This window comes from Pseudomonas sp. KB_15 (assembly GCF_052114525.1).
GTDB lineage: Bacteria > Pseudomonadota > Gammaproteobacteria > Pseudomonadales > Pseudomonadaceae > Aquipseudomonas.
Map to the genome: position 1 here is coordinate 54437 of NZ_JBFREX010000011.1, position 23666 is coordinate 78102.

At 58.3% G+C, this 23666-nt stretch carries 19 protein-coding genes and 1 pseudogene; 9 read left to right on the plus strand and 11 right to left on the minus strand.

What is annotated here, in order from left to right; all coding sequences use genetic code 11:
* Positions 1 to 1470, minus strand: a complete 1470-nt coding sequence (locus AB4Z35_RS12890) for an efflux transporter outer membrane subunit (protein ID WP_442097414.1) — start codon at positions 1468 to 1470, stop codon at positions 1 to 3.
* 82 nt (positions 1471 to 1552) lie between these two features.
* On the opposite strand from AB4Z35_RS12890, the gene AB4Z35_RS12895 reads away from it, so the two are divergent.
* From AB4Z35_RS12895 to AB4Z35_RS12905, 3 genes are all read left to right on the plus strand, one after another.
* Positions 1553 to 2176, plus strand: coding sequence for a TetR/AcrR family transcriptional regulator (locus AB4Z35_RS12895; RefSeq protein WP_442097415.1), 624 nt, complete (start codon positions 1553 to 1555; stop codon positions 2174 to 2176).
* Positions 2177 to 2297: 121 nt separating this feature from the next.
* A complete protein-coding gene (locus AB4Z35_RS12900) occupies positions 2298 to 3497 on the plus strand; it encodes an efflux RND transporter periplasmic adaptor subunit (protein ID WP_442097416.1) in 1200 nt (399 codons plus the stop codon).
* A complete protein-coding gene (locus AB4Z35_RS12905) occupies positions 3494 to 6604 on the plus strand; it encodes an efflux RND transporter permease subunit (protein WP_442097418.1) in 3111 nt (1036 codons plus the stop codon). Before AB4Z35_RS12900 ends, AB4Z35_RS12905 begins: the two co-directional genes overlap by 4 nt.
* Here AB4Z35_RS12905 and AB4Z35_RS12910 read toward each other — a convergent pair.
* Positions 6593 to 7039, minus strand: a complete 447-nt coding sequence (locus tag AB4Z35_RS12910) for a helix-turn-helix domain-containing protein (protein WP_442097419.1) — start codon at positions 7037 to 7039, stop codon at positions 6593 to 6595. The two genes, AB4Z35_RS12905 and AB4Z35_RS12910, sit on opposite strands and share 12 nt — an antisense overlap.
* A gap of 81 nt (positions 7040 to 7120) precedes the next feature.
* Here AB4Z35_RS12910 and AB4Z35_RS12915 point away from each other — a divergent pair, with 81 nt between their 5' ends.
* The gene (locus tag AB4Z35_RS12915; RefSeq protein ID WP_442097421.1) at positions 7121 to 7615 is read left to right on the plus strand and encodes a DUF2938 domain-containing protein; all 495 of its coding nucleotides are present in this window, start codon (positions 7121 to 7123) and stop codon (positions 7613 to 7615) included.
* Between the two features lie 277 nt (positions 7616 to 7892).
* Positions 7893 to 8075: pseudogene (locus AB4Z35_RS12920) on the plus strand (GNAT family N-acetyltransferase); the annotation flags it as partial.
* A 128-nt stretch (positions 8076 to 8203) separates the two neighbouring features.
* Here AB4Z35_RS12920 and AB4Z35_RS12925 read toward each other — a convergent pair.
* A complete protein-coding gene (locus AB4Z35_RS12925) occupies positions 8204 to 9697 on the minus strand; it encodes an MFS transporter (protein ID WP_442097422.1) in 1494 nt (497 codons plus the stop codon).
* 112 nt (positions 9698 to 9809) lie between these two features.
* Here AB4Z35_RS12925 and soxR point away from each other — a divergent pair, with 112 nt between their 5' ends.
* Positions 9810 to 10274 (plus strand): redox-sensitive transcriptional activator SoxR, encoded by a 465-nt coding sequence (gene soxR, locus AB4Z35_RS12930; protein WP_442097423.1) that lies wholly within the window; start codon positions 9810 to 9812, stop codon positions 10272 to 10274.
* Between the two features lie 245 nt (positions 10275 to 10519).
* On the opposite strand, the gene AB4Z35_RS12935 is transcribed toward soxR, so the two are convergent.
* On the minus strand, positions 10520 to 12307 hold the full coding sequence (locus AB4Z35_RS12935) for an ABC transporter ATP-binding protein (RefSeq protein WP_007999112.1): 1788 nt from the start codon (positions 12305 to 12307) through the stop codon (positions 10520 to 10522).
* Between the two features lie 399 nt (positions 12308 to 12706).
* Between AB4Z35_RS12935 and AB4Z35_RS12940 the strand changes: the two genes are divergently transcribed.
* Positions 12707 to 13786: an NAD(P)/FAD-dependent oxidoreductase gene (locus AB4Z35_RS12940; RefSeq protein ID WP_442097425.1), complete on the plus strand. Its 1080-nt coding sequence runs from the start codon at positions 12707 to 12709 to the stop codon at positions 13784 to 13786.
* Positions 13787 to 13872: 86 nt separating this feature from the next.
* Here AB4Z35_RS12940 and AB4Z35_RS12945 read toward each other — a convergent pair whose 3' ends face one another.
* The 7 genes from AB4Z35_RS12945 to AB4Z35_RS12975 form a co-directional block, all read right to left on the minus strand.
* Positions 13873 to 15501 carry an AMP-binding protein gene (locus tag AB4Z35_RS12945; protein ID WP_442097427.1) on the minus strand — a complete coding sequence of 543 codons (1629 nt, stop codon included), beginning with the start codon at positions 15499 to 15501 and terminating at the stop codon, positions 13873 to 13875.
* A gap of 9 nt (positions 15502 to 15510) precedes the next feature.
* Positions 15511 to 16263 (minus strand): enoyl-CoA hydratase/isomerase family protein, encoded by a 753-nt coding sequence (locus tag AB4Z35_RS12950; protein WP_442097428.1) that lies wholly within the window; start codon positions 16261 to 16263, stop codon positions 15511 to 15513.
* A gap of 2 nt (positions 16264 to 16265) precedes the next feature.
* Positions 16266 to 17507 carry a CaiB/BaiF CoA transferase family protein gene (locus tag AB4Z35_RS12955; protein ID WP_442097430.1) on the minus strand — a complete coding sequence of 414 codons (1242 nt, stop codon included), beginning with the start codon at positions 17505 to 17507 and terminating at the stop codon, positions 16266 to 16268.
* Positions 17504 to 18250 (minus strand): enoyl-CoA hydratase/isomerase family protein, encoded by a 747-nt coding sequence (locus AB4Z35_RS12960; protein WP_442097431.1) that lies wholly within the window; start codon positions 18248 to 18250, stop codon positions 17504 to 17506. The genes AB4Z35_RS12955 and AB4Z35_RS12960 overlap by 4 nt, the downstream gene beginning before the upstream one ends.
* Before the next feature lie 14 nt (positions 18251 to 18264).
* The gene (locus AB4Z35_RS12965; protein ID WP_442097432.1) at positions 18265 to 19230 is read right to left on the minus strand and encodes an NAD(P)H-dependent flavin oxidoreductase; all 966 of its coding nucleotides are present in this window, start codon (positions 19228 to 19230) and stop codon (positions 18265 to 18267) included.
* 3 nt (positions 19231 to 19233) lie between these two features.
* A complete protein-coding gene (locus tag AB4Z35_RS12970; protein ID WP_033052450.1) occupies positions 19234 to 19722 on the minus strand; it encodes a MarR family winged helix-turn-helix transcriptional regulator in 489 nt (162 codons plus the stop codon).
* Between the two features lie 111 nt (positions 19723 to 19833).
* Positions 19834 to 21213, minus strand: a complete 1380-nt coding sequence (locus tag AB4Z35_RS12975; protein ID WP_442097433.1) for an aspartate aminotransferase family protein — start codon at positions 21211 to 21213, stop codon at positions 19834 to 19836.
* 249 nt (positions 21214 to 21462) lie between these two features.
* Here AB4Z35_RS12975 and AB4Z35_RS12980 point away from each other — a divergent pair, with 249 nt between their 5' ends.
* Both AB4Z35_RS12980 and AB4Z35_RS12985 read left to right on the plus strand, forming a co-directional pair.
* Positions 21463 to 22518, plus strand: a complete 1056-nt coding sequence (locus tag AB4Z35_RS12980) for an ABC transporter substrate-binding protein (protein WP_442097434.1) — start codon at positions 21463 to 21465, stop codon at positions 22516 to 22518.
* Positions 22519 to 22544: 26 nt separating this feature from the next.
* On the plus strand, positions 22545 to 23615 hold the full coding sequence (locus tag AB4Z35_RS12985; RefSeq protein WP_442097435.1) for an ABC transporter ATP-binding protein: 1071 nt from the start codon (positions 22545 to 22547) through the stop codon (positions 23613 to 23615).
* Positions 23616 to 23666 lie beyond the last annotated feature (51 nt).

The following is a 23666-nucleotide window of genomic DNA, read 5'->3' on the forward strand; positions in this document are numbered from 1 at the left end:
CTAATGAGCTGGCTCCAGACTCGCTCCGCCGACAGCCTTGTATAGCGCGACCACAGCCAGTGCCTGCTGCTCGACAACCTCCGCGGTGCTCAGTTGAGCCTCGCGCAAGGCCGTCGCCGCGTCGAGACGATCGAGCAGGTCCGTGATGCCGTGTTGGTACAGCGTATCGGCATGGGTGACCGTGCGCTGGGCGGCGGCGAGACGAATCTCTTCCTCCATGGCTTTGCGGCGTCCGACATCAATGGCTGTGAGTGCATTTTCGGTATCCTCGATGCCTTCAAGCACTGCCAGGCGGTACGCAAAGATTGCTTCCGTCAAACCCGCTTCGCGCGCACTCACGACCGCGCGGCGTGCACCCCAGTCCAGCAATGGGATGTGGATTGATAGCCCTGCGGATGCATTCGTCGCGCGTTCAGCCAGAGGTGTGCCGAGCAGGCTGCCATTGGCTGTGATGTCTCCTGCTAGCGTCATGCGCGGGTAGAGATCGGCGACAGCGATACCCAGCTCCGCGCCGGCTTGTGCAATCAAGCGTTCTGCACGCTGGATTTCCGGGCGTACGCGCACAAGATCGGCAGGTAGAACACGCAGTGCCAAGCGTTCGGCCACGGGTTGTGGCATCGGCTTCAGTAAGTACGAGTCGATGGTGGCTTTACCGGTCAACACGGCGATGCGCTGGGCGGACTGCTGTATGGATTGTTCGAGCAACGGCAGTTGCGCCGATGTCTGCGAGGCTGCCGTGAGGCTGCGATCAATATCGAGATCGCCCACGATGCCAGCGGCGCGGCGGTCACGCGTCAGCGCTACGAGACGGTTTTGATCCTTGAGATTTTCTCTCTGAAGAGCCAGGCGGCGCTGCGCGCTGCGTAATTCAATGTAGCTGCGCACCACTTCGGCGACCACGGAGACACGCGCCATTCGCGACTCGGCCAGCGCGCTACCTGCTGTCGCGCGGGCGGCTTCTTCGGTAGCCGCAAGGCGCCCGAACAGATCAAGCTCCCAGGACGCATCAAATCCCGCTTGAAAGTAACTGCTGGTTCGCGACCCGGCAGGAGGCTGTAGATCATCTTCCAAGGTGCGCTCGAAGTCACTTTCGGCGGGGCCGGACAAGCGCTTCTGGCGACGGCCTTCAGCGGTTGCGTCCACCTGAGGCAAGCGTTGAGCCTCGGTCGTTCGCACCAGCGCCCGGGCGGCTTGCAAGCGATTGCTGGCCTGCAACAGCGTCAGATTCTGTTCAAGCGTCTCTGCAACCACTGCATCAAGCACCGGTTCATCAAACGCTCTCCACCACTGAGCCGGGTCGACGCTCGGTGCGCGGGGCACGGTGCCACGGTTCACCCAATCGGTCGCAACGGGCTGTACGCTTTCTGGTTGCGGGCCAAGCTTTGCGCATCCCGCAAGCGCGGTGGCCATGACCATGGCCGCGAATAAATGCGGCCTTTGCCTGGCATGAGAGGTTGCCTGTCGGTTCATGGAAAGATCCTTTCGTATCGTTGCTTGACTGTGCCTGGGGTTTTCTCAATACTAGACTAAGTAGTCGATCTAATGAAGGGGGGTGCAGTTCAGCACCTGCCTCTATGGAGAAGAAATGAGAAAAGTTGATCCTGAGAAACACCAGGCCAAGCTGCACCAGATCCTCGAAGCAGCTGTCATGTGCTTTGCCGAAAAAGGCTTTCGCGGCACTTCGACCAACGAGATCTGTGCTGCTGCGGGCATGAGCCCTGGCAACCTGTTTCACTATTTCCCCAATAAGCAGGCAGTGATTGAGGCCATTGCGGAGGAAGACCGACGCGAAATGAGCGGGCGCTTTGCCCAACTGGCCGATGAACCCGATGCCATTGTGGCTGTTGAGCGATTGGCAAAGGATCTCTTGAAGCAATGCGCCGATCCTGTCTACGCCAAGATCGGGGTAGAGGTCGTTGCCGAGTCCATGCGCAACCCTGAAATGGCCACGTTATTCGCTGCCAGCGAGGCTTCGATCAAGGGCGATCTGGTAGCGCTGCTCCAGCGGGGGATCACCCAAGGTCAGATCGATGCGACCCTGGATCCGAAGATCGCTGCTACCTGGCTCATCGCTCTTATTGACGGCGCGGTCTCTCGCTCTGTGCTGGATCGGGATTTCAAGCTCAAAGCCTATACGCCAACGCTGATGCGCATGATCCGTCGATTTCTTGAATAGATCGCTTCACTAAGTCCATTGCCTATGCGCCGTCCCTTCTCCAGTGAAAGCTGGAGCCGCATGGGTGCGCGCCAAGCTCAGGGTTCTCCTTCGTTCCGACACGCTTTTTCGGACTACCTCAATGAAAACTCCGATGAACCCCACCCCCGCCATTCCTGGTGTGCCAAGACCCGGCAACCTGAAGCTTTGGGCGGGTGTCTTCCTGCTGCTGGTCAGCTTGGGCGCATGGTTGCTTTGGCCTTCCAGCGAGCCCGTAGCCTCCGTAGCGCCCCCACTGCGTGTCAGCACTGTCACGGCTGGCCCGGCGATGCTCGATCGTTCTGTGCAGGTGAATGGAACACTGGTTGCCCGCGAGGAAATCGCGATCAGTTCATCCGTGCCGGAACAGCGTGTGGCAGAGGTGAAGGTGGAGGAGGGCGACAGTGTCCAGGCTGGACAGTTGCTGGCTCGACTGGAAACGCAAGGGCTGGACGCGCAAGTTCGCCAGGCGCAAGCGACATGGGCTCGTGCGCGTGCGGCAGTCGACCAACAGGAAGCTGTCACAGTTGAAGCACAAGCCAGCTTTAAGCGCATCGAGCCGCTGGGGGGAAGTGGGACGGTCAGTGAGCAGCAGGTAGATGAGCGTCGCGCCCAGGCGGACTCAGCAGCGGCCAGTCTGCGTGCTGCACGCGCAGAAGTTGACCAAGCGCTCGCGCAACTTGCCGACGCTCGCCACCAGCGGAGCAAGGCTGACATCCAGGCGCCCTTTGCAGGTGTCATCGCGGAGCGCGCGGCACGTGCCGGCTCGCTGAGCGGTGGTGACCCCATGTTCCGGCTTGTTCGAGAGGGGCTCATCGAACTCGAAGGGGAAGTGGCGGAAACCGATCTGATCGACATCGCGCCAGGACAAACGCTTCGCGTCCAGATTGCCGGGATTTCTTCTCCCATGGAGGGCACGATTCGACTGGTGGTCCCCAAGGTTGATGCTCGATCCCGACTCGGTCGCGTACGCATTGCGTTGGGCTCTTCCCCTCTGCTTCGCGCCGGCACCTATGCCCAGGCGACGCTGGGTCTGGAGCGGCGCAAGCTCGACGTGACGCTGCCGGCTCGGGCGATTTCTATCATCGATGCCAGTCGGGCTTCCGTGATGCATGTCAATGACCAGGGGATCATCGCTCGGCGAATGGTGACAGCCGGTCGGCGCAGCGGCGACTTGCTGGAGATCACCTCGGGCTTGCAGGTCGGCGAGCGCGTAGTCGCGAATGCATCCGCTTTTGTGCGCGAAGGCGATGTTGTAGTTACCTCCGCCGCTGATGCGCCTCTGACCCAGGAGACGCCATGAGCTTCCAGATTTCATCCTGGGCGATTCGACGGCCCATTCCCACGCTGGTTCTGTTCTTCCTGCTGGCTGTCGTAGGCACCAGCGCTTTCTTGCGCCTGCCCATCAACGCGAATCCACGCGTGGACTTTCCCGTCGTCACCGTTGCTGTCACCCTGCCGGGAGCCGCGTCGAGTGAATTGGAAAACGCTGTCACCCGTCGCGTGGAAAATGCCATCGCCGGGCTCGCCGGTATCCGGCACATGAGTTCAACGCTGAGCGACGGCACCTCGCTGACCACGGTTGAATTTCAACTCGGCGTTGATCCCGACCGCGCAACGAATGATGTGCGTGAAGTCGTCACCGAGGCGCGCACAGAGTTGCCGCAATCGGTGCTTGAACCACGCGTTTCACGGGTGGATGTGGAAGGGGGCGCGATCCTCTATTACGCGGTCGATTCCGCTGAGCGCAATACCGTAGAACTTTCGTGGTTCGTGGACGAGACCGTCAGCCGAGCCTTGCTCGCGACGCCCGGCGTACAGCGTGTGCAGCGTATGGGCGGCGTGAATCGGGAAATCCGGATTGAACTCAAACCTGATCGGCTTGCCGCACTTGGCATCAGTGCCGAACAGGTCAACACACAATTGGTGCAGAGCAACGTGGATGTGCCTGGCGGACGCATCATTCTTTACGGCCGCGAACAAGCTATCCGCACGCTAGGGAGTGCCGCAAGCGTTGAAGAACTCGCGGCCCGTCCGATCGCGCTTTCGGGAGGGCGGTGGGCCACGCTGGCCGACCTGGCGACCGTCCGCGATGCCAGTAGCGAGAGTCGGGAACTTGCCCGGTTGAATGATCGGGAAGTGGTGGGGTTTGCCGTTTACCGCGCCAAGGGCTCCAGTGATACTGTGGTTGCGCAGGGCGTCGAAGACACCATCGCCGGACTCCAACGCAGCTATGACGATCTCAAGATCCAACAGTTCGCCTCCTCGGTGGACTACACCCGCTCCAGCTACATAATGTCCATGATGACATTGTTGGAAGGCGCGGGCTTGACCGTCATCGTGGTGTTCTTCTTCCTGCGCAACTGGCGCGCCACCCTGGTCGCGTCCATCGCGCTTCCGTTGTCGATCCTGCCGACATTCGCCGCCATGGCATTGCTGGGCTACACCCTGAACAGCATCACCTTATTGGCCTTGACCCTGGTGATCGGCATTCTGGTCGACGACGCGATTGTCGAAATCGAGAACATCGAGCGCCATCTGGACATGGGCAAGCGTCCGTTCCGTGCCGCGATTGATGCCTGCGATGCGATCGGCTTCGCTGTCGTTGCGATCACCGCGACCATTGTGGCCGTGTTTCTGCCGGTCAGTTTCATTGGTGGCTACATCGGACAGTACTTCACGCAGTTCGGTATCACAGTTTCCGTCGCCGTGCTGGCCTCCATGCTGGTCGCACGGCTGGCAACGCCGCTGCTTGCTGCCTATTTGATGCAGCCCAAGCCTGGAGTGGGTTCAGGTGGACATGGCACGCACGCCCAACCGGGCAAGCTTATGGGACGCTACCTGAGTGTGTTGGAATGGTCGCTTCGCCATCGCCGGACGGCACTGGGAGTCGGGGCCGCGTTTCTCATCAGTTCGCTACTCTTGATTCCCTTGCTCCCCACGGGGTTCCTGCCCGTCAGCGACCTGAGCCTTACGCAGGTCAATGTCGCGCTGACACCGGGCACACCACTCGCTCAGACCGACGAGAAGCTGCGAGAAGTCGGCAACCAGCTCGCCCGGCGCAAGGAAGTGAGTGCCGTGTTCACGCTGGCTGGAGGCCAGGATGCGGCTGGGGCCAATGATGTCACCAAAGGCATGCTTCTGGTCCGCCTCAAGTCACCGAGTGACCGCGAACTGGATCAAAAAGGGTTCGAGCAATCGTTGCAGCAAGATCTCAATCAGTTCGATGACATACGCTTCACATTCCAGGGGGGAAGCGATGGACGTGATGTTTCCATCATCCTGCTGAGTGCGGATCCCGCACAGTTGTCAGAGACCGCGAACGAACTTCAGCGACAAATGCGAGGCGTCGCAGGCATTACCAACGTCCAGGTCAACGAACCGCTTGCCCGCCCGGAATTGTTGATCCAGCCGCGTCTGCACGAGGCAGCACTGGCGGGCATCTCTGCCTCCAGTATCGGCAACGTCATGCGCATCGCCACACTCGGTGAAGTCGATGCAAGCTCTGCGCGATTCAACCTGACGGATCGACAGATACCCATTCGTGTCGCACTGGATGAGCGCTCACGCGGTGATCTGGATATTCTTCGAAACCTGAGCATTCCAACCGACGACGGCAATAGCGTTCCGCTGCATGCCGTCGCCACTCTCGGCTTCGCAGATGGGCCAGCCCGCATCGAGCGCTTCGACCGTCTTCGCCGGGTGTCGGTAGACGCGGACCTGAGTTCTGGCACCACCCTGGGCGATGCCCTCGACAGCATCAACACTTTGCCTGTACTGCAAGCGTTGCCTGACGGCGTGCGCCGTGTTGAATATGGTGATGCCGAGTACATGAACGAGATGTTCGACAAGTTTGGCGTGGCCATGGGGTTTGGCATCCTGATGGTGTATGCCGTCCTCGTGCTGCTGTTCAAGGATTTTCTGCAGCCCATCACGATCCTGGTCGCGCTTCCTCTGTCCATCGGTGGTGCCATTGCGGGCCTGCTGCTCTATGGCGCAGCACTCGACCTTCCCGCGATGATCGGTATCTTGATGTTGATGGGCATCGTCACGAAGAACTCTATTCTTCTGGTCGAGTTCGCCAATGAAAAGCGCCGGGAAGGGGTTTCGCGCCGGGACGCACTTCTACGTTCGGGAGCAGAGCGTGCCCGCCCGATCATCATGACGACCATCGCCATGGCCGCCGGAATGGTGCCCGCTGTACTCAGCAGCGGTGCCGACAGTGGCTTTCGGGCGCCCATGGCGGTTGCTGTGATCGGAGGATTGATCACGTCTACTGTCCTGAGCCTGGTTTTCGTTCCGGTGGTGTTCACCTATATGGACGATTTGCGCAGGTATCTCGCCCAAAAACTAAGGCGATTGACCTCCGTAACCGAGCGGGATCGAAAGGAGGGGGATTCATTGGTGTGATGATGGACGAACGGCAGAAGGACCTGCCGTCGAACGCTTGCCACGCTTAAAGACCCCAGCCGCCGCGACTTTGAGTAACCGGCGAAAATTCGGACATTCAGCGTGGCTAGGGGCAGGGCATGCAGCCGCATGCCGCAATCCCCGACTCATTGCCTGCAGTTGCTTGACTGTCGCATCAATCTCATCGGCCTTGGCCAGAAGCACGTCTCTATCAACAACGGCCTGACCACTCGGGGAAAGCATGGCATGTATCTCGTCCAGCGAGAGACCTCCAGCCTGTCCGAGTGCGATAACAGCCAACTGCTCAACCACAGCCGACGCAAACTGGCGGCGGGCCCCGCGCGGGCTGACTGACGCGATCAACCCTTTTTTTTCGTAGAAACGCAATGTGTGGGCAGGAATCCCCGTGCGTTTGACGACCTCAGTGATATCCATTTTCAGCCCATTGACTTGAAGTTGACTTCAACTTCTATCATGCATCGGCAAGATTAATTGGTCCATGAAAAAGAGGTAGCTATGGCATCGCTGGAAGTGGTTGCACACGTTTTTCTGTTGGGGGTTGGCGCTACCGTCGTCATGGATTTGTGGATGTTCCTCATGAAGTTTTTTGGCGTCCCAACGCTGAATTTCGCCTTCGTCGGGCGCTGGGTAGGTCATGTGTGCCAAGGCAAATTCGCTCATGCCAGCATTGGAAAAACGACACCTGTCCGAGGTGAAGTGGCTCTGGGTTGGGTGGCGCACTACGCCACGGGCATTGCTTTCGCGGTGTTACTGGCATGCATTGAAAGTGTTGCCTGGCTGCAGGAACCAACCTTCCTGCCAGCAATCGCTTTGGGCGTCGCAACAGTGGCAGTCCCGCTCTTTGTTATACAGCCCGCCATGGGGGTAGGATTTGCATCCTCGAAGACGCCGACGCCAGCCACGAACTGCATGCGCAGTTTAATTAACCATGCCGTCTTTGGAGTTGGCCTCTACCTGTCTGCTGTGGTGATTGCCTGGGCGTCGAAGTGAGTGGAGGGCGCTGGTACCAGCATCGAATGCATCTAGATCTTCCCGGCCCGGCGAGGGTGAGCGTGCAGTCGAAATTTGGCGAGGCGCGGTTGACGCTACGCATGACTTTCTGTCGCTGCAGGATCGCCTTGCCATCGACGAGATCGTGTGCGGCTTTCTGCCCCAAGCACCGCTCTGGTTTGCCGTGGATGCTAATGATTACCCGCTGGCTTTCATGTTCATCGACAACGGACACATGGAGGCACTGATCGTCGATCCAGCTTGACGCGGAACAGGTGTTGGCTCCGCGCTCGTGCGCCACGGCCTTGCGCTTCATCCAAAAATGACAACCGACGTCAATGAACAGAACGGTCAAGCAGTTGGCTTCTATGAAAAAATCGGATTCAGGCGCACAGGCCGTTCGCCACTCGACGGGCAAGGAAGGCCTTATCCGCTCATCCACTTGGAATGTATGAACTAATTGATCGGCCGCTAAGTTCTGATCACGGGTGACTCACAACGAACTCTGCTTTCTCGCTTCATGCGCCGCAACGCGCTTTCGCTTGCGGCGTTTTTATTACCAACGTTTCGTAAGCGCCAGGGCATTCGTTAAACCTGGCGAACCTCCCCAGCTTTCGAGTGAAATCGGATCACACGCAGGGCAGTAAAAACGGCAAAGATGGGCGCGAGCGCGAACACTCCAAACAACCAGCCCGCGGCGCTTGCCATACCGGCGATACCTCCGGGATCAGTGAGGCCGGCAAGGTTTGCCACCATTCCGGCGAGAGCAGCGCCAAGCGCGGTGGCGAATAACTGCACGGTCGTAATCGACGCCGCAGCCAGGTCCTGCTCGCCAGCCGGCGCGACCTGAAATACACGGGTCAGCAGATGCGGCCAAGCCAGCCCTACGCCCAATCCAATTGCGACGAGCGCAAGGCAGATCGGCGTGACCATCAGCCAGCTGCCTGCACTTTCGGTTCGAATCAAAATGGCAAGCGCTACCATGCCGGCCAATCCAAGGACCGGGCCGGCGAGGATCGAGCGCCTGATGCCTTTGCCGCTCGCTCCAGAACTTGCAATTGACCCTAGCGTCCATCCAGCAGCCATGAGCGCTGCGAGATAGCCGGCGAAGAGCGGGGATTGATGGTGGAGGACTTGGAGGAAAAGCGGCACGAAAATCTCGCCACTGGTAACGGCGACTGCAAGCAGCGACATAGTTGCATACAGCGCTCCCAGTGCTGATGTGATTCTGAATGCCCCTGCTGGCAGCAGCCTATGGCGGGCGCGGCTTTCCGCAGCTATAAGCAGGGCCGTCAGGATGACGGCGGCGGCAAGGCCCAAGATGTTCCAGAAGAAGATTGGCGAGACGCTACCAGCGGAAACGGCGAGAACTGCCGATGTCAGAAAAACGAGCTGGGAGAGTGGAAGCGGCGAGCGTTCCGATTTTTCAGCGTTGCGTTTGGGCAATACGACCGCAGCCAGCAGGGCGAACAATCCTGCGACGGGGATGAGGGACCCAAAAGCCGCTCGCCATACACCGAGTTCAGCGAAGATGCCGCCGACCGCAGGACCGATCAGCGTTGCCACCCCCCACATGCCGGAGACCAACGCCATCGCACGCGGCCACAAGGCTTCATTGAAAACCAGCCGTATCATGGCGTAGGAGAGGGCGAATAGAAAACCGCCGCCCAGCCCCTGGATAAGGCGACCGGCCAGCATGATGGTCATTGACGGGGCAAACGCACATATGAGGGAGCCGCTTGCAAACACCACCGTGGCGATGATGTATGCGCCGCGCGGCCCAGCGCCGATCAGCAACCTCGCGGATAGTGCCGAACCAAGGATGGAGGCCGCGACGAACAGCGTGGTGTTCCAGGCGTAATAGTCGATGCCACCGATGTCCCTGACCACTGACGGTAGAATCGTGGTCGCAATGTAGACGTTGATTGCATGGAGGACGACGCCCCCTGCCAGCGCTAGCGAGCGCACGCCATTCGAACCTGACAGCAGGGCGGTCCAGCCTGCATTTGAAGGACGGCCATCCAGAGGCGCCCCCACCACTGGCACGGATTGTTGATCAGATGAGGCGTGATGCATATTCATGTCGGCTCCATTTCAAGATTACACACGCGGCTGCGAATGAGGCTTGCGAAGGCAAACCGACATCCCTTATAAAACCTCATGTAAAGGTGAGGTCAAGAGGCGTTTGGAATCCATGATCGATGTGCACTTGCCACTTTCGGTAGGAGAGCTGGCCCGCCGATGCGGCGTCACTATCGCGACAGTCCACTTTTATGAGGCGAAAGGCCTCATTCATGGTCAAAGGAATGCGGGCAATCAGCGTCGCTACACCCGGGAGGTACTTCGCAGGATTGCCGTCATCAAGGTCGCACAGCGCGCAGGTATTCCTTTGGCGACCATCAAGGCCGCGCTGGACGAGCTCCCATCCGGGCGTCCGTTAACGGCGAAAGACTGGACACACCTCTCCACAGTCTGGAGGGATATGCTGAGTGAACGGATTAGCAGTCTTACTCGGCTTCGCGATCAGCTCGACGGGTGTATCGGCTGCGGGTGTCTTTCCATGGACGAATGCCCGCTGCGCAATCCAGGAGATTGTTTGAGCAAACTCGGGACCGGTGCCGTTTTGATCGAGGAAGGCATCACTCCGACAGGTGAGTGACGTAAGTAAGCGGGGCTCAAGGCCTAATACCAGTCAGTTAAGCGGTAATGCGATCTGTAGCAGCTGCCGAGCCCGCGAGGCTGCGTTCGGCTGCATGGCAGTCGTGAGTCCAGCTGACGCGGCCTGCCTGACGTACTGCAATTACTGATTTTACGACTGCTTCGCAGCCGAACGCAGCCTCGCGGGCTCGGCAGCTGCTACAAAGGGTGTCGTGGCTGAAATTGCTTAACTGACTGGCATTAGGCTCAAGGCCCCGACTTTACAAGCGCAGCATAAACACCATTGAGGTTCGTCAATTCGGTATGCGTTCCCTTTTCAACGACGCGACCACGCTGTAGAACAACGATTTGATCTGCATGGCGAATGGTGGAGAGGCGGTGTGCAATCGTGATTGTGGTTCGGCCTTTTGACAGGGCCGCAAGGGCAACCTCCATGGCGCGTTCGGTCCGTGTATCCAACGCACTGGTCGCTTCATCAAGAAGAAGAACCGGAGGGTTGCGCAAAATCGTGCGTGCGAGCGCAAGACGCTGTTTTTCTCCTCCAGAAAACCTGTATCCCCGATCTCCAACCAGCGTGTCATACCCTTCGGGTAAGGCCGACAAACTGTCGTGGATTTGCGCAATCCTGGCGGCCGCGATTAGCTCTTCGTCGGTCGCGTCTGGCTTCGCAAAGCGCAGGTTCTCTGCCACAGAGGCGTAGAGAAGATAAGGTTCCTGCGTCACTACACCAAGCAGACCGGTAACGGTTTCAAAACTGAGTGTACGAACATCCACGTTGTCATAACGGATTTCACCGGCATTGACATCGTACAGACGAGCCAGCAGATAACCCAACGTGGTCTTACCTGACCCTGTGGCACCCACGATGGCGACACTGGACCCGGCAGGAATGTCGATTGATACATCCGACAGTGTAGGTTCCTGGCTGCCGGGATAAGAGAATCCAACATTCTCCAGCCGAACCGCGCCTTGCATTTGCAGCCGATCTAAAGTGACGGCATCAGGCTTTTCGGTGATCTCTACGGGCTTGTCGAGGTACTCGAAAACCCGGGTGAACAAGGCTCGGGTGGTGCGCAACTCTCTTCCGATCTCCAGCAACCCTTCCAGCGGCCAAAGTAATTGCTCCTGCAAGGCAATCATCGCCACCAGCGTTCCGATAGTGGCCGGAACGCCGGCATTCATCAACAAGCCGCCCAGCAGAAGGGTGAGTGCCGGGAACATCGACAACATCAGCAAAATCAATTGCCACTGCCATTCTCCTGCGGTGTGAGAACGGACCTCCAGCCTCGCGACATCCTTGGACGTGCGTGTGAAACCTTGGGTCAAATGCGCACCACGCCCCATGGTACGGGCCAGGATGACACCAGAAATCGAAAGAGACTCCTGGACCGCTGCGGACATATCACCAAGACGAACCTGCTGTTCGTGCGTAATGGCTTCACGCATCTTGCCGACGCGGTCACTCAGGATGATAGAAACAGGCACCGCAATCATCGAAAACAGTGCGAGGCGCCAGTCGAGTAGAAACATGGCGATGGTTGTCATCACCACGATGCTGAAATTGCGCGCCAACTCGTTGGCCGTATTGGTGACGAGCGTTTGCAGGCCCCCGATGTCGCTGGCTATGCGTGACTGGATTTCCCCAGAACGTGTCGCTGAAAAGAAGGAGAGCGAGAGCGATTGCAGGTGCGAATACAACCTTACGCGCAGGTCATGCATGATCGATTGGCCGATCTTCGTAGACATGACAATCTGGAGTGTATTGAGCCCGGCAGTGAGGGCGGCAACGCCAATCAGTCCTCCCGCGAGATAGGCAAGAAGGCTCATATCTGCGTTAGGTAATGCCTCGTCAATAATCTCCCTCAGCAGGAAAGGGGAGGCCATTCCGACGGCCGAACATACCAGGATCAGGCAGATGACCCGTGCGATTTGCAGTTTATAGGGCGTGAACAGCGCAATGATCCGCTTTGCCGAGACATGCCTGGCTGCAAGGTCATGGTAGGTAGTGCCTCTTGTTACTTCAGGTCCAGTCATTTTCTGTTCCAGCCCAATAGGCTCCGAATTGTTTGCCCACCGTCGGCAGGCGTTCCAAACACCGATATTCCAAGGCCGGTATCACCGGGATGCGCGTTACGCGTGGTCTACCGGATCCCGGTTTTTCTCATGGACGGGTGATTTGGCATTAGCGTATATTAGACTAAGTGTTCAGTCTAGTATTCTTTGTGAAGCATTGCGAAGGATGACGAACGCAAGTACCTGTCATGAGCCACGGCAGGTCGGGGGCAGGCTGACGTGAGGATGCTGTGACCTTCAGGGGCGCTGGAAGCCTAAAGTTTGCAATGTCGATCAGGTAGGGCGAGTTTGCCCGGGATGCCGGCATAGCCACTGGGAATTCGTTCAGGACTTACCTGACAGTCAAGGGTGTTACCGTTAATGAACCAGAGCTACAGTTATGATCTTGTTATCGTGGGCGCCGGAATTCATGGTGCGTCCTTAGCCTATTACTGTGCCCAAGCAGGGCAACGAGTGATCCTCATTGAAGAATCCCGGCCAGCCAGCGGCGCAAGCGGCCACGCATTCGGATGGATTAATGCCAGTGCATTGACTGAACCCGTCCAGCATTTAGCGCAAAGGGTGATTGATGATTACAATCGCCTACATACAGAGTTGCCGTCATTCCCATTGCGTTGGTGTGGAGAACTTACCTATGGCGCCTGTCAAGAAAAGCAAGACCTCTGCGAAGCTGGTCTGAATCTTTCTCCCCTCCAACCCCTCACGATTGCGCAGGATGAAATAAGGGCGCTTGAACCAAATCTTGCTCATCCGCCCATTCGAGCTCGCTATATGGGTGCGGCGGGTGTCACCTCGCCGGTCGAAGCCATTGAATGCCTGATTCAAGCTGCTAAAGGTTTTGGCGCAAACGTTATTTCCAATTGCGCAGCAAACGAACTACTCGTTGAGAATGGGCTGGTTGTAGGCGTCAGTACGCAGGCGGGAAATATTCATGGCAGTAAAACGGTACTGACTGCTGGCTTGGGAACGCTTGATCTTTTATCTCGCCAAGGCATGCATCTGCCCATTCGGTCATCCCCAGCGATTATTATTAAGTTTGATGTATCTAATGATCTTTTAAACGGCATTGTTTCAAGTTCTGAAATGGAAGCTCGTCAAGCAGGCGCTCGCACATTAATTGCAGCTGAAAACTATATAGACGATACGCAAGAAAATGGACCCGTTGCCATCGGGCTCAGGGCCCTCAAAGCAATTCGTGCCGAATTGAACGGTGCGGAGTCAATAGAACTACGATCCGTGGCTGTAGGGTGGCGACCGATACCCGACGATCGCCTTCCTATAGTGGGGCCTATGAGTCAGTACGGCGGGTTATATATCATGAGTGCACATCCAGGATTAACGCTGGCGCCTACGTTGGCGCGGCTCTTTAGCCAAGAGCTGATAACAAACATCGCTACGCCGTTGCTGAGTGACTTTCGGCCTTCGCGCTTTCAAGTGTGAGCGCTACCCGCAAAATCCGCTCAGGTCGCAAATCCAGTCGCCCGGTATCGTCAGCCTGCCGATTTCGATACCAGGCTTTCTCACGGTTAGCTCAGCCTGAATTGTGTAATTGCATGCTCGCGCAGTCGGCCCTTTTGAATTTTGCTTGATCCTGTCATGCCGATGCTCTCGAACTCTTCGACGATGCACAGATAGCGCGGCACCTTGAAGTTGGCGCAGCGTGCCTTGCAGAACGCGATCAACTCTTCGCTGCTGGCGCAGTTTCCCTGCTTGAGGGTGACATAGGCGGCGGGGACCTCTCCCAGTCGCGGATCTGGCACGCCGACCACTTGTGCCAGCTCTACAGCGGGGTGTTTTAGCAGTACCTGCTCGACTTCCAGCGGCGAGACATTCTCTCCACCGACCCGGAACATGTCCTTAAGTCGACCGATAAACTGCAGGCGGCCATCTTCGGAGAGTGTTCCGAGGTCCCCTGTTTGCAGCCAGCCTTCGCTTAGGGTGACTGCGGTTTGTTCAGGCAGCTTGTAGTAACCCTTCATCAGGCTCCAGCCGCGGGCACAGATTTCACCCGGTTGGCCGGGCGGCATTGGTTGACCGCTGGCAGGGTCGCGGACCTGGATTTCCAGCCCCGCGTGGGTGGTCATGGAGCCGTTGAGACGCAACTCCAGCGGCTCGCGGTAATCAGAGCAGACCAGGTTCGGTGAGGCTTCGGAGAGACCGTACGCATTGCATATGTCCTTCGCGCCCATCTTCTCGACGACCTCATGAAGGATCTGCGGACTGGCCGCCGCCCAACCGCCACGCAGAGACAGTCGATAAGCGTTGAAACCAGGCTCGGCCAACATCATCAGAAACATGGTGTCATTGCCTGAGGTCAGTGTGCACTGCTCGCGCTCCATGATAGCCAGTGCCTGAGCCGGGTCGAAAGTCGCGGCAGTGACCAGGGTGGCGCCATGAACCAGTGCGACCAGCAACGACATGGTGCTACCTGCCACATGGTAGAACGGTCTTGGACTGAAATAACGATCCTCTGATCGCACGCCCATGCGGACGGCCACGCACTTGGCTATTCCGAGCATCGACGCGTGGCTGAGCATCACCCCTTTAGGGAAGGCTGTGGTTCCCGAAGTGAACTGGATCAACAGCGTATCGTCGGGCTCCACTTGTGCGCGCGCTACTGCCAATTCAGTAGGCTGGAGATCGGCGCCGAGTTCAAGAAAGTCGGCGTTGCCAAGCGCTGCGGCAGGCACCCTTTGACCAAAGACCACCAGATGCCGCAACAGCGGCAGATTGCTCCCGGGTAGTGTGGTGTTTATGGCTGGCTCGACCTCCCCGAGCATGGCGACAAAGTCGATCTTGTCGAGAAAAGTATCGACGCAGAACAGCGCCCGTACATCTTCGTGGGCCAAGCCATAACTGAGTTCTTCGCTACGGAAACGGGTGTTGAAAGGTACGCAAACCAGACCGAGTGAAGCCGCCGCGTACCAAAGCACCGCCCATTGCACGGAATTGCCCATCAGCAGACCAATGTGCTCGCCCCTTTGCAGGCCAAGGCCGAGCATGGCACGAGCGGTGCTATCCACCTGTTCGAGCAATTGGCGATAACTCAGGCGGCCGTCTTCGGCAATTAACGCGTCGTTGTCGGGGTGTTGCCGGGCAATGTCATTCAATACTGTCCACAGGGGACCGGGCAGCGGGGAAGTCGATACGGTCATGGGGATTCCTCAGACGAAAGATGTCATGCCGGCACGCCAGGTGCCTTCAGTCAGGTTGTCCTCGATGGCGAGGATCTCGTGGGCCAGAGCACCAAAACGGCTGTCATCGGCGCCTTTGTCGATGGTGCGTTTGGCACTACGGATGGCATGAGTCGGCGCCGAGGCGATCTCTCGTGCCAGTCTCTCGACATAGCTATCGAACTCAGCGTGAGGTAACACTTGATTGACCAAACCGATGGATTTGGCTTCCACGGCGCTGACTTCACGCCCCGTGAACATCAGTTCCTTGGCTATTCTCCTACCAACAATGCGTGGCAGCCGCTGAGTAGCGCCGACCGTGCCCCAACGTGCCTCCGGGTAACGGAAGCTGGCCAGGTCACTGGCGACGATGAAGTCACAGGCGCTGGCAATTTCGCAGCCGGAACCCACTGCCGGGCCCTGGATTGCTGCAATCACCGGTATTGGCAGGTCTTCCAGTGCGGCATACAAGGCGAAGGCCTTGATGCGTCGAGCGCGTATCTGGTCTTCATCCATATCCTTGCGCTCCTTGAGATCGGCGCCAGCACAGAATACTGGCCCGTTGGCGCGCACCAGCAAAACATGGATATCGTCGCGTTTGCTGACTTCACGGACCGCCAGGTGGAGCTCAAGGCACAGTTGAGTATTCAAGGCGTTGCGTGCCTGCGGGCGGTTCAKGGTCAGGGTGGCGATGTTTTCTTCCACGGTGAGACTGACAATAGAGGACAGATCAGGCTGATTCATGGTTATACCGCTCCTGAACGGTGCAAGGCGTAGATGTCTTGCGAGTTGTAGCCGAGGTCTTGCAGCACCCGGTCGGTGTGTTCGCCCAAAAGGGGCGGGCGGTTTGCCGTGGGGTTGTCGTAACCGCTGAACTGAAACGGCAACTGAATGGCTGGGAAACGTCCGCTCTCTGGATGTTCGAAGTCAGCAAACACGCCGCGTGCGCGCAAGTGCGGGTCGACCACCACCTCGTCCAGCGTTTTCAGCGGCCCGGCGGGTACACCCGCAGCGTCGCAGGCCGCGCAGAGCTGATCTCGGGTCAATAGGGCGATGGAGCTCGACAAGGCCGCCATCACTTCATCGCGGTGCAATACGCGGCCACTGTTGTGTTGCAGACGCGGATCCGCTCCCAGCGATTCCAGGCCGAGGACGGAGCAGAGCGGATGCCAGTGCTGATCGGCGCCGGTGATGTGTACGTAACCGCCATCAGCACAAAGGAAGCTGGCTGAGGGCACTCGGCCAGGATGTTCGGTGCCCAGGCGCTCGGGCACTTCATCCAAAGCAAAGTAGCGGGCTGCGGCCAAGGCCAGCAGACTGATTTGTCCGTCGAGCATGGAGAAGTCGAGGTAAGCTCCCGTGCCTTCTTTTTGTCTGCCCTGAAGCATGGAAACAATACCCAGGGCAATCCACAAACCAGAGCTCAGATCCGAGACAGGGATACCTGGTTTCACCGGGCCGCCATCTTTCTCTCCAGTGAGACTCATGATGCCGCTCATGGCTTGGAATACAGTGTCGTAACCCTTGCGACTGGCATAGGGGCCGGTCTGACCAAACCCGGTGCAGGAGACGTAGAGTAAGCGCGGATTGATCTCCTTGAGCACCGGCCAATCCAGGCCGTAACGTTTTAGGGTGCCGACCGGGAAATTTTCCAGTACAACGTCGGCATCGCGCGCCAGTTTCCGGACGATTTCCTGGCCCTCTACGGTGCGCAAGTTCACCGTGATCGATTCCTTGCTGCGATTGAAGGCATAGAAATAGGCACTGCGCTCGCGTCCCAGTGCTTCGGCCTGGGCATCCTCGTCCAGGAGGTCGACGTTCTTGTCAGCCTGGGGCACAAAAGGCTCATAACCACGGGTTTCGTCACCGTCGACAGGCTGCTCGACTTTGATCACGCGGGCGCCAAGCTCAGCGAGAATCATGCCGGCAAAGGGGCATGCCAGAACTCGAGCCAGCTCCACAACTGTCACACCTTCCAGGGGTTTCATGCTGGCGACTCCGTTTGGCGAAAGGCACGCATTTGGGCATTCAATTGCTGACCAATCTTCAGGCCTTCGCTGAAGGGCAATTCAGTGACCCGGTGGAAAATTCCCTTGGTGGCCTGCATCGCCTGTAACGGATGGGCGGCGATCTGCTGCGCCAGCGTTTGGGCCTCGCCAAGTAGATCGGCGTCGGCCACGACTCGGTTGATCATGCCTAACTGCCGAGCCTCATGAGCATCCAGGGTACGACCAGTAGCGACCAGATCGAAGGCTGCCTTGCGCCCGACATGCTCGACCAGCCCTGCCATGACTATCGCGGCGACGATCCCGTGCTTGACCTCTGGATAACCGAAGCGTGCGCTTTCGCCAGCTAGCGCGAGATCGCAGGAGAGTGCCAGCCCGCTACCGCCACCCATCGCGTAGCCGTTCACGGCGGCGATCACGGGTTTGCTCATCTGCTTGACCAGTCCTTGCAACTCTGTGGTCAGCGCGGCGCGACGTTCTACCAGCGATTGATTGTCTGGGGTCAGCACCTTGAACTCGCGGGTGTCGGCTCCCGCGCAGAAGCCGCGACCGGCACCGGTGACGATAACCACCCGAACCGACGGGTCGGCATCGGCATCCTTCATGGCCTGCACCAGCCCTTCAGTGAGTGCGAAGTTCAATGCATTGAGTTTGTCCGGGCGATTGAGTGTCAGCGTCTGTACGCCATCCCGGGTTTCGCGCAAAACGACCTGTTGTTCGGTCATGTAAAGTGCTCCTGTCAGGGTTGCATGGCGCGCAGGCGGGCGAGGGCCTGTTCGAGTTCTTCGATGAGTGATTGCATGATTGCGGCGGCGGGCAGCAGTTGATGGATCAGACCGGCACTTTGCCCTGCCTCCACTTTGCCGTTGCTGACATCGCCGTCGAATGAAGCTTGTTTCAAGCTGGCCGAAGCCAGCAGTGAGGCGTAGGCGTCGGGGGCAGCCTGTGGCATGCCGTCGCGCTCGGCCTGTTCAACGCGTTCGGTAAAAGCGTTGCGCACGCTGCGCACCGGCAACGCTCCACGTCCGACCAGGACGGTGTCGCCAATGTCGGCGTCGAGTACTTTTTGCTTATAGGCAGGATGCAGGAACGCTTCCTCGGACAGCATGAAGCGTGTGCCTAATTGCACGGCGTCAGCTCCCAGGGCGAGCAGCGCAGCAATGCCATAGCCATCGGCGACTCCACCACCTGCCACGAGCGGGCAGTCGACTTCCTGCAACACGCGTCGCACGTTGACCAGCGTGCTCACTTCATTGGCCGGCGGGTGACCGCCTGCTTCGCTGCCGACCACTACCAGTCCATCGACCCCTGCGGCGGCTGCCTTGCGTGCGTGCTCGACAAAGGCGACAACGTGGAGCCAAGTCGCACCGTAATCCTTGAAGCGTTTCAAGTGAGCCTTGGGCGAGCCCTGGCTGGCAATGATGACCGGTACTTGTTCGGCCACCAGCAAGTCCAGGACTTCATCGGCGCCCTTGCGGTACAGGGGAATGTTCACCGCATAGGGTTTGTCGGTCAGTTCACGCACCTGGCGCAGTGTTGTGGCGAGATCGGCCAGGCGCATCGGTCCTGCGGCGATCACTCCCAAACCACCGGCATTGGAGACGGCGGCGGGGAGCGCGGCGCAGCTGGATGCCCAGCTCATGCCTGCCTGGATGATCGGGTAGCGGATGCCCAGCAAGCGGGTCAGGCGGGTGTCGAGCGGCATGCTTCAATCCTCATCGTCATTCTCCGGACTCAGGCTGTACGGATTGTTTTTCTTGAGTTCGCCGTAGTACTCGAGGCTGTTGGTATAGACGCGCTGCATCAGTTCGCGCAGTTGCTTGAGCTCGTTGGCCGATAACCCGCAAAGCATGCGTTCGTTCCGCTCCTGGGAGTCATCGAGGATCCGATGGACCATCGCCCTGCCTTCTGCCGTGAGGCAGAGCAATGCGCTGCGCCCGTCCTCAGGGTTGGGCTGACGTTCGATCAACTCGCGCTTGGTCAGGTTGGTAACGATTCTGCTCATCTGGCTTTTCAGAACGCTGGCATGTTTGGCTACTTGAACCAGAGGCGCCTGATTGAGGTAATCGAGAATCGCCAGGGTTCGCCATTCAAGTACGGTAATGGCGAAATGCTGGGGAATGGTCATCGCAGCGATACGACTCGACAGGCCGGCCAGGCGTTGAAGCTGGACAGAGAACAGGTCGCGCATATCCATGGCGATTTCGGGTTCTCCAACGACTGCTTTTGTAGCTTTTTTCATAAGGCACCGAAGGGCTATCTAGGGAAAGGAATTAGCCTCTCATTGTTCGTGAGTGCATACCTGAGCTCAACCGTTGAAGCGCGATTGCTCGCGCAGTAGCGCCAAACTGGCATCCAGCCCTTTGGTAAAGGCCTCGAGAACCAGATCGACTTCCGCGTCGGTGATGATCAATGGTGGCGCGAACACCACACTGTCGTTCAGCGAACGGGCAGTCACGCCGTTGGCTTCGGTTTGCTGAGACACGCTCAGGCCGACTTTCCACTCTTTTGGGAAAGCGGCTTTAGTGGCTTTGTCGGCCACCACCTCGACACCCCACATCAGGCCGGCACCGCGTACTTCGCCCACCAGCGGATGGTCGGACAATTTGCGCAAGCCGGCCCCCAGACGCGCGCCGACCTGCCGGGCGTGTGTCGGAAGTTGGCGTTCCTCGTAGATGTTCAGGCATTCCAGCGCAACGGCAGCCGGGACCGGATGGCCGCCATAGGTAAAGCCGTGACCGAAGATGCCGATTTTCTCGCTCTGGCTTTTCATGGCCTGGTACACCGGTTCGGAAATCATCAGCGCGGAAATAGGCAGATAGGACGCCGAGAGGGCTTTGGCGCACGTCACCATATCTGGCTGGAGGCCGAAGGTCTGCGACCCCCACCAGTTGCCGGTACGACCAAAGCCACAGATGACTTCATCCGCTACCAGCAAAATGTCATGGCGTTTGAGCACCTGTTGGATTTTCTCGAAATAGCCCACCGGTGGTGTGATTACACCTCCGGTCCCCATCAGCGGCTCGGCAAAGAAAGCGCCAATGGTGTCGGCACCTTCGCGCTCGATCAGTGTTTCCAGCTCAGCGGCCAGGCGGGTGGAGAAGGCTTCTTCGCTCTCGCCTGGCAGCCCCTCGCGGTAATAGTGCGGGCAGGTGACATGCAGGAAACCTGGAAGCGGCAGCCCGAAGTCCTGGTGCAAGTGCGCCAGTCCGGTGAGGCTGGCACTGGCGATGGTCGTGCCGTGATAAGCGCGATTGCGGCTGATGATCTTGCGACGTTGCGGTTGGCCAAGGGCGCTCCAGTAGTACCAGACCAGCTTGATCGCGGTGTCGTTGGCTTCGGAACCTGAGCAAGCAAACAACACTTTGGACATCGGTACCGGGGCGAGCGAGATCAAGCGCTCTGCCAACTGGATGGCCGGCTCGGTGGAGCGGTGTGCAAAGTTCTGGTGATAGGGCAACTGCTTCATTTGCCGCAGTGCGGCTTCTTCCAATCGCGTCTCGCTATAACCCAGCGCGGCACTCCACATGCCAGACATGGCATCCAGATACTGCTTGCCTTGGTCATCCCACGTATAGATGCCCTCGCCACGGACCATCACAGTCGGACCGACCTTTTCATGGTTGGCCAGATTGGTCTGGCTGTGGATGTGAAAAGCGATGTCGCTGGCGTGCAATGAGCGTGACATGGCGGTACTCCGTTCGGGTGGTGCGACTTGCGCCGAGAGTGCAGTCGTTGTTGATCGGGTTAACTTCAATATGGTTGACAATGTGAATCATGTGGTTCATGTTGTCAACCATCTTCTGGCGCTTCATGCCAGTGAAGAAAAACGACCGGAGACACGGTCGAGCTGATGGATAGCTGCGCTAAGGTTTGAGCTTTATCTCTGCTTAATAACAAGTCCGCGCTCATCGGGCGCTAGAAACAGGAGATGGAAATGTTCGACACCCTGAAAGTTTCAACAGTAAGACTTCAAGTGTTGGCGGTCGTGGGGGCAGCCTTGATCGCTCCGCAGGTGTGGGCGGCCGATCCGTCTACTATTACTGTCGCCGGCTACGGTGGCGGCCTGCAGGACGCGTTGATTGCAACGCTTTGGAAGCCGGCTGCAGAGAAGGCAGGATTGAAGCTTCTTACCGAGTCTCATGACGGACAACCGGCCGTACGCCTGCAGGTGCAGTCCGGCAAACCCGCATGGGATGCTATTCATATCGGCGCCAATGACTGTGCGGCACTAGCCAGGCAGGGGATGCTCGAACCCCTGGACTATTCCGTGATCGATGCCAAAGGTGTACCGAGCCTGGCACGAGATAAAAACTGGATCGCGACCAACAGCTATTCAGTGGTCATGGGCTGGCGAACCGACAAATTCAAGGAAGGCCCCAAGAGCTGGAAAGAATTTTGGGACGTGAAGAAATTTCCGGGTCGCCGTGCGCTTTCCGTCGCACCGGATGAAATGCTTGAAGTGGCCTTGCTGGCCGATGGCGTACCACAGGATCAACTCTATCCCCTGGATATCAAACGAGGTCTCGCCTCGCTGGAAAAAATCAAACCCTATGTCGCTGTCTGGTGGACCTCCGGTGCCCAGTCCGCGCAGTTGATCAAGGATGGCGAAGTCGATCTGATCGCGATCTGGAGCAGCCGTGTCGACTCAGTGGTGAAAGACAAGGCTCCGGTGGCCTATACCTATGAGGATGGCCTCCTCGGTTATGGCTGCATGGCCATCCTCAAAGGCGCCGGGAATGCGGCGGGAGCGCAGAAGCTGATTGCCAATGCTGTTACCCCGCAAACTCAGGCGCGGATCCCGACGATGATGGGTTACTACGGCCCGACCAATAACCTGGCCTTCGAGCAGTCCGGCATACCGGCCGACGCGCTGAGCAACTCGAACATGTCGCCCGCCAACAGAGCCAGGCAAACGCTGATGGACCCGCGTTGGTGGGGCGAGCATGTCACTGATGTTCAGGAAGACTACAAAGAGTTGATTGCACAGTAATGGGCGTTTCTGTGGAGGTCGGAGTTATGCAAGGCAATATTGCGATTCGGGATGTCTATAAGGGCTATGGGGCGTTTACCGCGATTGACCATGTCTCACTGGACGTCAATCCTGGTGAGTTTCTTACGCTTCTCGGCCCTTCGGGGTCGGGGAAAACAACCTTGCTTAATGTGTTGGCGGGCTTCATTCGCCCTGACTCGGGAAGCATCAAGGTCGATGGCGTGGAATTTCTGACCTGTCCGCCACACCAGCGGGATATTGGCATGGTGTTTCAGAACTATGCATTGTTCCCCCATATGACGGTGGCGGAAAACGTCGCCTATCCCTTGCGCTTGCGCAAGGTTGGCGGCGCAGAACGAGCCCGTAGGGTCAAGGCCAGTCTGGAAATGGTGCAGATGGACCACCTCGGCGAGCGTGGTATCCACCAGCTTTCGGGTGGGCAGCGTCAGCGTGTCGCGTTGGCCAGGGCCATGGTGTTCGAGCCCAGGATCATGCTGATGGACGAACCTCTTTCCGCGCTGGACAAAAACCTGCGCGAGCACATGCAACTTGAGCTCAAGCGTCTGCATGCCCGACTGGGCATGACCACGATTTATGTCACCCATGATCAGAAGGAGGCGTTGACCCTGTCACACCGCATTGCGGTGTTGAACAAAGGCAAGCTTGCGCAACTGGATACACCGGATGCGCTCTATGAGCGGCCGAAGAATCGTTTTGTCGCGGGCTTCATCGGCGAGAGTTGTTTTTTTCCTGTGGAGGAGGGGGGCGATGCCGTTGTTTTCCAGGGACGGGCGTTGAAGTTGCCGATCGGCACGCCGCTCAAACTTTCGCAGCCACGGGTGCTGATGGTCCGCCCGGAGCGTCTGCAATGGCAGGCCCCGGCGGATGCTGGCGCGATGAACCGAATCGATGCGATTGCACGTGACGTGGTTTATCAGGGTGACAGCTATCACGTGGGGCTGGTGCTCCCTGATGGCAGCGAGCTTACTGCGCGCCATCAAAAGGGTTTTCGCGACGTACCGGTTCCGACACCCGGTGCAGCGGTTCAGCTTTGGCTACATGCCGAGGACACTTTGCTGGTGACGGAGGACGCATGAATGCCGATCTTCCCCCTCGTCAAAAGCAACAGAGGGTTGTACCCATGAAAC